Raw genomic sequence first — 12254 nt, 5'->3', positions numbered from 1 at the left:
TTCCCCCTAATTCTGTGTATAAAGCTGCCGGTAAGGATTTTTGGAATCCGGGCGCAGCACGTAAAAGCTGCTGTCCAACACCGCTTTTTCATCGCATCCGAATATCCCGCAAAATTCTTTTACATATGTTTCGATTATTTCCATATCCTCATTTGCCGCTTTTTCCACAATGATTCGTTTGGAAAGATCGTCGGGCGGCGCCTGGCACCGCAGGTATATCCGTCCGCCATGCATTCCCACGCCGCAAAATTTTCCTACCGGCCGTTCCCGTTCTAGGCCAAGCACAATAATCGTGCCTCCGGCCTGGTATTCGCCGAGAAAGCTCCCTGCCGCGCCGCCGATCACCAGCACCGGGCTTTTTTCCTTGTATTCCTTCATATGGATGCCCGCGCGGTATCCAACGTCTCCGTTCACGAATATTTTCCCGCCGCGCATCGCATATCCCGTTGCGTCACCCGATGAACCCGTAATGTAAATTGCCCCGTCGTTCATAGTGTCGCCCGTCGCATCCTGTGCGTTGCCGTGGACGGTAATGGTGCTGCCGTCAAGGTAAGCCCCGAGCGCGTTTCCCGGCGTCCCGTGAATCACAATATCCTTTCCCGTAAGGCCGCTTCCAATATATCGCTGGCCCATGCAGCGGTCGATCACAACCTCTTTCCCCGCCGCCTTAATTTGTTCGTTCAAATCCTTGAAATGCATGCCTGCCGCATCGATGTTCATACTGCCGCACCTCCCAGCTTTTTAGCCCGTTCCGTCCTCGAAAATGCCATCAATTGCGGCTTTTCTTTAATCAATTCGTAATCAACCGTTTCAAGCGGCGTTTGTTCCCGGATAAGCGAGGTATAAATGCCCGCGCGCGCAACATCACCGATCAGGATGAATCCTTTTAAAACCCCGTCTTTTGAAACAAGCATTTTGTAATCGCCGCCGTTTTTCCGGATAAAACATTCCCCATCATAGCTTCCGGCGGTAATCATATGTAAATCGAAAAATCCAATGGCATTCATGGGAATCGCCCTGTCGTACGTTTTGCTGCTCCCCGCCATATTGAACCCCGCGCACTCCCCCTGCATATACGCATTGGGAAGAAGCGCAAGCGGTTTATGCTCGCCAGTTGTAATATCATAGCTTTCCGTGCAGTCCCCGGCGGCGTAGATATCCGGCAGGGACGTCCCGCACCGTTCGTCCGTCACAATTCCCTTGCGCACTTCGATCCCCGCTTCCCGGGCAAGCTCCACATTTGGCCGTACGCCCACGGCAACAACCAGGATGTCAAAGCCAATCTCCTTCCCGCTGGAAAGCACGGCCGTATTTCCCTTGAATTTCTGTACGCCGTCGCCCAGATGGAATTGAATCCCCTGCTTTTCGATATGCTCTTGGACAGGCCGGGCCGCTTCCGCATCCAAAATGCTGGGAAGGATTCTGTCTGCAAGATCGACAACGTCAATGCTCCCGGCTTTGCGCGCAATTCCTTCCGCACACTTAAGGCCGATAAGTCCGGCTCCCATAATCAGCACCCGGCCGCCTGACCCGAGCGCCTCATCGAGCGCCATGGCGTCGTCGAGGGACATAAACGTATACTGCTCCTTTACGCCTTCAAGGCCTTCGATTCCCGGAACAAAAGGACGCGAACCCGTTGCAATCAGCAATTTGTCATATTCAACAGCCGTCCCGTCTTCGAGGAACAGCCATTTTTCCTCCGGCTCGATTCTTGTCACATTCCTGCCAAGCATAACCGTGCAGTTCATTTTTTGGTAAAAATCATCCGGACGGTATTTCATACGTTCTTCCGTCGTCTTTCCGCACAACAGGTAAGAGATTGCCGGGCGTGAATAGGTGTGATGCGGTTCCCCCGCAATCACTGTGATTTCCCCGTTTTTATCCTGTTGCCTGATTCCCTCGATACACCCGATTGCAGCCGCTGAATTTCCGATGATTACATATTTCATGGCTATCTCTCCTCAAATACAATGGCCCGGTTGGGGCAGCTCTCCACGCAGGCCGGTGTTCCGCCCGCGTTTTTAACACACAGCTCACATTTTTGCATCACTCCCGTATCAGAGGGCATAATCGCCCCATACGGGCACATCAGGATACAGGTGCAGCATCCGACGCACTTGTCCTGGTCGATCATAATGACGCCATCCTCTATGGAAAGCGCGCCCATGATGCATCCCTTTACACAAAGCGGCTCCTCGCAGTGGCGGCAGGAAACCGCAAAATGGATATTTCCCTCCTCCTCGATGCGGATACGCGGATTGATATGCACATCCTTCAGCGCTTTTACCATGTCCGTTTCCGCAGAATTCGAGAACGCGCAGTTATATTCGCACAGATGGCACCCAAGGCACCATTTTTCATTTACATAAATTCGTCTCATCTTCATTCACCCGCATATTTTACGCCCAGTATTTCGAGTTCCTTTTCATTGAGCCCGATTCCGCGCAGCATCAGCCTGTTTCCCTTCAGGGCCTCGATGGAATTGATTCCCATGCCGCCCATTATTTCCTTGATCTCGTGTTCCCATGCATGAACGAGGTTTACCAGCCGTTCGCTGCCCACGTCCGGGTTCAGCCGCTTCACGAGCTCCGGTTCCTGCGTAGCGATTCCCCAGTTGCATTTACCCGTCTGGCAGCTGCGGCACAGGTGGCATCCAAGCGCAAGGAGCGCGCCCGTCGCAATATAGACGGCGTCCGCGCCGAGCGCGATTGCCTTCACCACATCCGCGCTGCTGCGGATACTGCCGCCCACGACGATGGATACATTGTTGCGAATCCCTTCGTCGCGCAGGCGCTGGTCCACGCTGGCAAGCGCAAGTTCAATCGGGATGCCGACATTGTCGCGGATACGCGTCGGCGCCGCGCCCGTACCGCCCCGGAATCCGTCGATTGCAATAATATCCGCGCCGCTGCGCGCAACGCCCGAGGCAATGGCCGCCACGTTGTGCACCGCCGCGATCTTTACGATCACGGGCTTTTTGTAATCCGTCGCCTCTTTTAAGGAATAGACAAGCTGCCGTAAATCCTCAATGGAATAAATATCATGGTGCGGGGCCGGCGAAATCGCATCGCTCCCTTCCGGAATCATGCGCGTGCGCGAGACGTCGCCCACAATTTTTTGTCCGGGCAAATGCCCCCCGATTCCGGGTTTCGCGCCCTGTCCCATTTTGATCTCGACGGCCGCTCCGGCGTTGAGGTAATCCTTATATACGCCAAAGCGGCCGGAAGCCACCTGTACGATCGTATTGGCGCTGTATTCATAAAAATCCTCGTGCAGTCCGCCCTCGCCCGTATTGTAGAGCGTCCCCAGCTCCCGCGCCGCACGCGCCAGGCTTTCGTGCGCATTATAGCTGATCGAGCCGTACGACATGGCTGAAAACATAATCGGCACGTTCAGTTCCAGCTGCGGGGTCAGGTTGTTTACAATTTCGCCGTTTTGGTCCCGTTCAATTCTCTCCGGCTTCTTCCCAAGGTAGGCGCGGGTTTCCATCGGCTCGCGCAGCGGATCGATTGACGGATTCGTCACCTGCGACGCGTTAATCAGCAGCCTGTCCCAATAGACAGGATATGGTTTCGGATTTCCCATCGAGGATAACAGCACGCCGCCCGTCCCCGCCTGGCGGTAGAGTTCTTTGATCGTTTCCCCCGTCCAGTTTGCATTTTCTTTAAAGGTATGGTCTGTTTTTACAATTTTTAACGCCATCGTCGGGCAGAGCGACACACAACGGTGACAGTTTACACATTTGGTGTCGTCAGCCTTCATGAGGTTCAGCTCCTCGTCATAGCTGTGTACCTCGTTGGCGCATTGCCTTTCGCACACGCGGCACGCAATGCAGCGCTGCGGATTGCGCACCACCTCGTGGTCGGGATATAAAAAGTTGATTGCCATCTTACGCACTCTCCTTTGAGCTTTCGTCCTGTCCATGTTCATTCAGCGTTACGATCACCGGTTCCCCGCCCCGCGGCGCCCAGATTTTATCCACCTCCGGGCAAATCACGCGGATTGCGCATTCCTCGCTGGCCACATAAACCATATCGTCTTTCTCGGCTGCAACCATGGAACGCAGCTTCAGGCGGTCGTTTAAGGCCATCATTCCGCCCTCAAAGCCCAGCAGGATTGAGAACGGCCCGGTGATGAGCATGCTGGAAAAAGCGTTGCGCAAATATGTGAATTTCGCGCGTTTTTCAGGCGGCATCCCCTCGATCGTGCTCCAGAACGGGGCCGCGATCACGTTTGCGATTTCGCGGTAGCTGAGTCCCTGCCGCCTTCCCAGGTAATCGATCATATAGGTAATAACTTCCGTATCCGTAAGAAGCGTACATTTATATCCGAACATTTCAATATAGCGGCGGTTGGCGTCATAGGAAGATATTTCACCATTATGTACAATAGAGGTATCCAGCATGGCAAACGGATGCGCCCCGCCCCACCAGCCGGGCGTATTGGTCGGGTAACGTCCGTGCGCCGTCCAGCAGTATCCGCTGTATTCCTCGAGCCGGTAAAATTCACCGACATCCTCCGGATAGCCCACCGCCTTAAAGACGCCCATATCCTTTCCGCTGGAAAATACGTACGCGCCCTCGATCTTCGTATTGACCTTGATAACGCTGCGCACAACGAATTCCTTCTCATCGAGCTGGCTTTCCTTAAGCTTCGTGTGCAGCGGCGTTACAAAATACCTCCAGATAAGCGGCTCGTCCGTAATGCGCGGATGCTTGCGGGTCGGAATTTTGGAAAGATTGATAATATCAAAATGTTCTTCCAGGAATTCCTCGCACGCAAGCTTTGCCGCTTTATGATCGTAAAAGATATGGAATGCATAATAATCCTTATATTCGGGATAAATCCCGTATCCCGCAAAGCCGCCGCCCAATCCGTTTGAGCGGTCGTGCATCGTGGCGATTGATTTTATAATGGAGCTTCCGTCCGTCCTTTTTCCCTCTTTGGAAAACATTCCGGAAATCGCGCATCCCGACGGGATTCTTACCTGGCCTTCTCTTGGTTGCATCACTTTTTCCACCTTTTTTCCTTGTACTTTTTTTACATCCGTTATGATACGCCCTCAGGATGAACCTGTCAATAGAAAAATGCAATATTCTAATTATTTCTTGCATTTTTATTCTGTTTTTCGGATTTTGCGCCTCTTGTTTTCGCTTATATTGCAATTTATTTTAAAAATGTTTCATTTTTTTGCAAAAATCCCTTGACTTTTTATTTCTATGGCCTTATACTTCGAAACGTGGACAGCAAAGGCGCTGCGGAAAACCCGAAAAAGCTTTTCCCGCAGTGCCTTTCAAATTTTATAAAAGATATATAAAGATATATAGAAAGGATCGACGAAAATGACAAAGGTACCGGAATTGTTTGGCAGTATGGTGTTTGGCGATGCAGCGATGAAGGAGCGCCTGCCCAAGGAAACCTACAAAGCCTTGAAAAAGACGATTGAGGATGGGAAGGACCTTGATATCGGCGTTGCGAATGTCGTTGCGAACGCAATGAAGAACTGGGCAATCGAGCATGGGGTCACCCATTTCACCCATTGGTTCCAGCCAATGACGGGAACAACGGCCGAAAAGCACGACAGCTTCATCTCCCCCACTTCGGACGGCAAGGTAATTATGGAATTCTCGGGCAAGGAACTCATTAAGGGCGAGCCGGATGCATCGAGTTTTCCCTCGGGAGGCCTGCGGGCAACCTTTGAGGCGCGCGGCTATACGGCCTGGGACCCGACCTCCTACGCATTTATCAAGGACGGTATCCTGTGTATCCCCACGGCGTTCTGCTCGTACGGCGGTGAAGCCCTCGATAAAAAAACGCCGCTCCTCCGTTCCATGGAAACGCTGAACGACCAGGCGCTGCGCATCCTGCGGTTGTTTGGGAATACCAAGGCCAAACGGGTTCTCACCACCGTCGGCCCCGAGCAGGAATATTTCCTCATCGACCGTGAAATGTATGAAAAACGGCGCGACCTCAAGTATTGCAACCGCACCCTGTTTGGCGCGAAGCCGCCAAAGGGCCAGGAAATGGACGACCACTATTTCGGTTCAATCCGTCCGCGCGTATCCGCGTTCATGAAGGAGCTTGACGAGGAACTGTGGAAGCTTGGCGTGCTTGCCAAAACAAAGCATAACGAGGTCGCCCCTGCCCAGCATGAGCTGGCCCCGATCTTTACCACGACAAATATCGCAACCGACCACAACCAGCTCACTATGGAAGTGATGCGGCGGGTCGCTTACCGCCACGGCCTCGCATGCCTGCTCCACGAAAAACCGTTCGCGGGCGTGAACGGCAGCGGCAAGCACAATAACTGGTCGATCTGTACGGATACAGGTGAAAACCTGCTGAACCCGACGGACGACCCGCACGGTAACCTGCAATTCCTGCTGTTCCTGTGCGCTGTCATCAAAGGTGTGGACGAATACCAGGATTTGATGCGCGTTTCCGTCGCGAGCGCGGGCAACGACCACCGGCTCGGGGCAAACGAGGCTCCCCCGGCGATTATCTCGATGTTCCTCGGGGACGAACTCACAAACGTACTGGAGTCGATTGAGACGGACAGCGACTATATCGACCAGGCAAAATGTGATATGGAAATGGGCGTACATGTCCTCCCCAATTTCCAAAAAGATACCACGGACCGCAACAGGACCTCGCCCTTTGCATTCACCGGGAACAAATTCGAGTTCCGTATGCTCGGCTCGAGCCTGTCGATCGCCGGACCGAACATCGTCCTCAATACGGTTGTCGCGGAAGAGCTTAAACAATTTGCGGACGAGCTTGAAAAGGGCAGCTGTTTTGCGCAGGATGTGTTAAAACTCATCAAGAAGACGATGAAAGACCATAAGCGCATCATATTCAACGGCAACAATTATTCCGATGAATGGGTCGCGGAGGCGGAAAAACGGGGACTTTTGAACCTGAAGTCCACAGCGGACTGCATGCCCTATTTCATCCATAAGAAAAATGTGAAGCTCTTCACGGGGCACCACATCTTTACGGAAGCGGAAATGCATTCGCGTTACGAGATCATCCTGGAAAATTACTGCAAGACGCTGAATATAGAAGCGCTGACCATGCTGCAAATGTCCAAGAAAAGCATCATCCCGGCGGTCAGCACCTATACCAGGGAGCTCACGGACGCCGCCCTTGCCAAAAAGCAAATCGGCGCGGACACCACTGCCGAGGAACGCCTCGTGTGCGAGCTGTCCTCGCAGCTCACCTGCTTCCTGAAAGCGGTAGACGCGCTCGACCAGGCGCTCCTCGGCGTGAAGCAATTCGGCGAGATCGGCGAATGCGCGAAGTATTACCGCGAGCATGTATTCTCGGCCATGCAGGAGCTCCGGGGAATCTCCGACACAATGGAGACCTTTGTCAGTAAAAAAATCTGGCCGTGGCCGACCTACGGCGACCTGCTGTTCAGCGTATAACCACGCGGCAGATTTACCGTTTTATATCGTTTGACACAAAGGCGTGTCTCCAGGCGAAAGCTTTTTTGGAGACGCGCCTTAAATATTTTAGGAGGTTTCATATGATGTTTTCTTCAGTTGACACAGTATGGGTATTACTGGGCGCGGCGCTTGTATTCTTTATGCAGGCCGGCTTCGCGATGGTCGAAACGGGCCTTACGCGGGCCAAAAACGCCGGTAATATCATCATGAAAAATCTGATGGATTTTTCACTCGGTTCCGTCGTCTTTTGGGCGGTCGGTTTTGGCCTGATGTTCGGCGTATCGGCGGGTGGTTTCATCGGCACGCCGGATTTCTTCGTACAGAACGAATACCTGGTGGGCGATATTCCCCCGTATGTGTTCTTCATCTTCCAGACGATGTTCTGCGCGACAGCGGCGACCATCGTTTCGGGCGCAATGGCTGAACGGACTAAATTTTCTTCCTACTGCATTTATAGCGTCATTATCAGCCTTGTCGTCTACCCGATTTCCGGCCACTGGATTTGGGGCGGCGGCTGGCTCGCAGCCCTCGGGTTCCACGATTTCGCGGGTTCCACAGCCGTTCATATGGTTGGCGGCGTCGCGGCGCTCGTTGGCGCTAAAATCCTCGGACCCCGTATTGGAAAATACGGCAAGGATGGAAAGCCCAAGGCGATCCTCGGGCACAGCATCCCGCTTGCGGCACTCGGCGTATTTATCCTGTGGTTTGCATGGTTTGGCTTCAACGGCTGCTCTACCCTCGGCGTGCAGGGCGACGACGCAAACTGGGCCGGTAAAATTTTCACCACGACCAGCCTCTCCGCTTCCGCGGGTGCAATCGGCGCAATGGCCATCACATGGATTCGCTATAAAAAGCCCGACGTATCCATGACGCTTAACGGCGCCCTCGCCGGTCTTGTGGGCATCACGGCAGGCTGCGACCTCGTAGACCCATGGGCGGCGTTTGTCATCGGTCTTGTCTGTGCGTTCGTCGTCGTATTCGGCGTAGAGCTGCTTGATAAAAAACTCAAAATCGACGACCCGGTGGGCGCGGTTTCGGTTCACGGCTTCTGCGGCGCGGTCGGTACGATCCTCGTCGGCGTATTTGCCCTCGAAGGCGGCCTCATTTATACGGGCGACGCGTCCTTCCTCGGCGTACAGGCGCTTGGCGTGGCCGCAGTCATCGCATGGGTTGCCGTCACTATGACGATTGTATTCCAGATTATTAAGCATACAATCGGCCTGCGGGTTTCCAAATCGGAAGAGCTTGCCGGCCTCGATATCGAGGAACACGGCCTTGCAACCGGCTATGCGGACTTTATGCCCGCTACGGCAACCGGCTTCCTGACCACCGAGGACACCAAAGGCGAAGAAAAACCGGCTTCGCTCGAAAAGGCGGTTCCGGTGGAACGTATGCCGAAGGCGGCGGACGGCGTTCCCTCCGGCGACCTGAAAATGACAAAGCTGGTCGTGATTGCCAACCAGGATAAGTTCGGCGCCCTCAAGGCCGCGCTTGAAAATATCGGCATCACGGGAATCACAGTATCCCAGGTGATGGGCGCGGGTATGCAGAAGGGCCACACGGAATACTATCGTGGTGTGGAACTTGACATCAATTTGCTGCCTAAGATCAGGGTTGAAATCGTAATCTGCAAGATTCCGGTCCAGACGGCAATCGATGCGATCAAGGAAGCCCTTTACACCGGCCATATCGGCGACGGCAAGATTTTCGTCTACGACGTTGAAAATGTTATCAAGGTTCGTACGGGCGAAGAAGGCTACGACGCCCTGCAGGATGAATGTGACTAACCTAAAACAACACGCAAAAACTATGTACAGATAAAGCAAAAGGAATGGTTTCCGCCATTCCTTTTGTTTTCCTATTTTTCAATATCATATATCTTTACCGCAAGGCAATATTGCCTGTATTCGTGTGGCGGAATCCATTTCACGTATTTTCGCTTGTTGATGGAATCCGGCACGCCAAGCCACGGTTCCGCCGTGATCCTTCCGTCAAACAAAGTGCAAACGACCAACGCCTCATAGGAATCGTCCGTTTCCAGAATAGCCTTATAACCATCCGCATAGTTGATGAGTTCCACGCTTCCCTGCGTTTTCCCATCGAACACATAATCGCCGGGCTGCGTCAGGTCCAGTTTTCCGTTGTTCAGGTGCTCCGTACCGTCCATATAATTTACATACCGCTTCATATTGACTTCCATTATAAGCTGCGACTTATCCGAAGCGTTAAAGTAATGATGCCATCCAAAATAATGCGGCATTGCTTCGCTTGAACGGTTACGGACCGTCGTTATGAAGTATGCGGCGTTTCCCTCGACCTTATAGGTTAGCTCCAGCCGGAAATCGAAAGGGAAGTTTTCCTTCATTGAAGTTTCATTATTAGTGATATATAAGGTTGCGCTGTTTTCCGTCCTGTCCTGTACCCCAAACGGCGCCGATTTTACAAGCCCGTGGAAGGGCATGGAATATATTTTCCCGCCGGATTTATAGCTGTCCCCGGCCGTCCGGCTCGGAAACGGAAAAAGCACCGGACATCCCCCCGCGAGAATATTGGATTGATGAAGCATTCCTTCTTCAAAGAAAATAATCTCTTTCCCGCGGTATTGAAGTCTTGTGAGCATTCCGCCATAATCCGGGAGAATTTCACCCAAAAGGCCGCTTTTTTTATCTTTGATTATCAATTTTTTCATCGCTTATCCCGCCTGTTTTGAATACGCATACGGGGCCCCTGCTAAAAGCCCCGTGCGTATTCTCCTATATCTGCATGAAGTCTGCCTAACCGTAATTCTATCGTCCGCGCAAGCGCTTATTGCTATGCCTCCGCTTGCCGGAAGCAGGGCAATAACTGACGATCCGCGGTGCTGTTTTCCATTTTATAACGAGCCTTTCGCTTACCAGAGATCGACAAGTTAAGAATTTTCCCGGATAATTTATGGCATTTTCCCTTTCACCAAACCGTATATCCGCCGTCTGTTACAAGAATTTCTCCCGTCATGTAATCGGATGCGGCAGATGCCAGAAACACGGCGATACCGCCGATATCGTCCGGCTTTCCCCATTTTTTAAGGGGAATCTGCTTCAGGGAATCCTCATAAAAATCCGGGTGTTCCCGTACGTAATCCTGGTTGAGGTCCGTCATATAGTATCCCGGGCAGATCGCATTGACTGTCACGTTATATTCCGACCATACGCCCGCCATCAGCCGCGTCAGGCATTCGATCCCCGCCTTGGATACGTCGTAAGCGCCGATCGTTGGATTGCGCATGGCGACATGTCCCGTCATGGAACCAAGATTAATAACCTTTCCGCTTCTTTGGGCGGTCATGACTTTGCCCACGTGCTTCATCATCAGGAACGTACCCGTCAAATTGGTTCCGATAATACTGTTCCACTCCTCAAGCGATTCATCCAGCAAGCGCTCGTTGCTCCGGCCTACCGCCGCGTTATTGATTAGAATGTCAATTCTCCCCACCGCATCCATTACTGTCCGGCAAGCAGCGATCACGCTCCTTTCATCCGTGATATCAAGCGCACATACATGGGTCTTGTCTCCGGTCATTTCACCAATTTCCCGGGCTGTATCCTCAAGGCGTCCGAGGTTGCGCGCCATAAGGAACACCTCTGCGCCAGCCTCGGAAAGAGCTTTCGCAAATACCTTCCCAAGTCCCTGTCCCGCGCCGGTAACAATCGCGATTTTTCCGCTCAGATCAAATTTACTCTCCATGGCACCTGCCTCCTTATTATTGCGCCGAAGCTTAGTTACATTCTGCTTCAAGCGGACCAGCCAGCTCTTTAATAAAAAACAGTTTCCCGGGCAGCGTCGGCATAAAGCTTGCCGGAATCCACATATCGGGTCCGTAGCGTAACGCCACCCACAGCGACATGCCCTGCCACATCATTCCCCTGTCGTAGCAGCCGTCACAGCCGCCGATAATTTTGTCGGACTGCAGGAACAACCCCGGACCGATTGTATTTGCGAAGGCCGGAACCTGTGTGGTCCTGCTCTTAAAGCTGTGCAGAGCATTTTGCTCGATGGTGAGGGGATGCAGATGTGCTCCCAGCCTGTGGGTTTGTCTTTTCCAGTCCCCAAGGGAACTATATTCTCCCGCAAAGTGCGGTTCCCAAAAAGCAATGTGAAATACCCGGCCGATCCCGAATACGGTAACGAGTTTGGCGCCGCTCTTTTTTAGTGCCGCAATCTTTTCCGCATAGGTCGGAAGGTTTTCTTTTGTTGCGAAATTTCGCTGGGCTTCCGGCACGGTCAATTCCTTGAGGGGTCCATAAAAGCTTTGTTCCATGGCATGCTGGAAGGAACCGTTGTTGTTTTTATCAAGAGTGGTTCCCGTTTCATCACTCCATTCGTCCATATTAAATCCATAGACATGCCCGCAGCTTACATTCCACTCCCGAAGGAAGTATACCGCCCATTCATACATGCCCATCGGCCCCACCGGCAGGATCAACGCAAGTTTTTCCCCCGCATCCCTTGCCTGTTTTATGGTAAGGGCAATTTCATGCCCCATCATCATGCCAAAGGTCGTATTATTTTCACACATCACCGGCCTGAATCCGTCGTCCCAAAATTCCTGTTTTTCAAAAATTTCTTCCGGTTTATGTGAGCAGCATCCGTCTATTTTTTTCAAATCCCAGCCTTTTGGAAAAAAATGTTCCATATTTGAATTTTTGATTGTCGATAGCAAATCCATGATTATCACTCCTGATTTTATTTATATTTATTAATCTGTAGACCCATATGCGCAAGTTCGGTATTTTCCGTTTTTCCGGCGGGCATGCCCGGGCTCTTGCC

The 12254-nt window shown here is 52.3% G+C and carries 10 protein-coding genes; 2 read left to right on the top strand and 8 right to left on the bottom strand.

Going from position 1 to position 12254, the window contains the following annotated elements; all coding sequences use genetic code 11:
- Nucleotides 1-6: 6 nt before the first annotated feature.
- From BBD38_RS09700 to BBD38_RS09680, 5 genes are read right to left on the bottom strand one after another with little or no spacing between them, the layout of a single operon-like run.
- Nucleotides 7-720, bottom strand: coding sequence for a GltB/FmdC/FwdC-like GXGXG domain-containing protein (locus BBD38_RS09700; RefSeq protein WP_066687495.1), 714 nt, complete (start codon nucleotides 718-720; stop codon nucleotides 7-9).
- Entirely contained in the window at nucleotides 717-1949 is a 1233-nt protein-coding gene (locus tag BBD38_RS09695; protein WP_066687483.1) for an NAD(P)/FAD-dependent oxidoreductase, read from the bottom strand. The genes BBD38_RS09700 and BBD38_RS09695 overlap by 4 nt, the downstream gene beginning before the upstream one ends.
- Nucleotides 1950-1951: 2 nt before the next feature.
- Entirely contained in the window at nucleotides 1952-2380 is a 429-nt protein-coding gene (locus tag BBD38_RS09690) for a 4Fe-4S dicluster domain-containing protein (RefSeq protein ID WP_066687631.1), read from the bottom strand.
- Between the two features lie 2 nt (nucleotides 2381-2382).
- Complete coding sequence (locus tag BBD38_RS09685) at nucleotides 2383-3888, bottom strand: glutamate synthase-related protein (protein ID WP_066687482.1); 1506 nt, start codon at nucleotides 3886-3888, stop codon at nucleotides 2383-2385.
- Between the two features lies 1 nt (nucleotide 3889).
- Complete coding sequence (locus BBD38_RS09680) at nucleotides 3890-5008, bottom strand: class II glutamine amidotransferase (protein WP_066687630.1); 1119 nt, start codon at nucleotides 5006-5008, stop codon at nucleotides 3890-3892.
- A gap of 334 nt (nucleotides 5009-5342) precedes the next feature.
- Here BBD38_RS09680 and BBD38_RS09675 point away from each other — a divergent pair, with 334 nt between their 5' ends.
- Both BBD38_RS09675 and BBD38_RS09670 read left to right on the top strand, forming a co-directional pair.
- A complete protein-coding gene (locus tag BBD38_RS09675; protein WP_066687481.1) occupies nucleotides 5343-7427 on the top strand; it encodes a glutamine synthetase III family protein in 2085 nt (694 codons plus the stop codon).
- Between the two features lie 104 nt (nucleotides 7428-7531).
- Nucleotides 7532-9235 carry an ammonium transporter gene (locus tag BBD38_RS09670; protein WP_066687627.1) on the top strand — a complete coding sequence of 568 codons (1704 nt, stop codon included), beginning with the start codon at nucleotides 7532-7534 and terminating at the stop codon, nucleotides 9233-9235.
- A 71-nt stretch (nucleotides 9236-9306) separates the two neighbouring features.
- Here the strand turns inward: BBD38_RS09670 and BBD38_RS09665 are convergent, their stop codons facing one another.
- From BBD38_RS09665 to BBD38_RS09655, 3 genes are all read right to left on the bottom strand, one after another.
- Complete coding sequence (locus BBD38_RS09665; protein ID WP_066687479.1) at nucleotides 9307-10137, bottom strand: aldose epimerase family protein; 831 nt, start codon at nucleotides 10135-10137, stop codon at nucleotides 9307-9309.
- A 257-nt stretch (nucleotides 10138-10394) separates the two neighbouring features.
- Nucleotides 10395-11171, bottom strand: a complete 777-nt coding sequence (locus BBD38_RS09660; protein ID WP_066687478.1) for an SDR family NAD(P)-dependent oxidoreductase — start codon at nucleotides 11169-11171, stop codon at nucleotides 10395-10397.
- A 31-nt stretch (nucleotides 11172-11202) separates the two neighbouring features.
- Nucleotides 11203-12153, bottom strand: coding sequence for a sugar phosphate isomerase family (locus BBD38_RS09655; RefSeq protein WP_066687477.1), 951 nt, complete (start codon nucleotides 12151-12153; stop codon nucleotides 11203-11205).
- Nucleotides 12154-12254 lie beyond the last annotated feature (101 nt).

The organism is Christensenella intestinihominis, from assembly GCF_001678845.1.
Taxonomy (GTDB): Bacteria; Bacillota; Clostridia; order Christensenellales; family Christensenellaceae; genus Christensenella; species Christensenella intestinihominis.
This window is presented reverse-complemented; position numbering and strand designations above follow the sequence as displayed.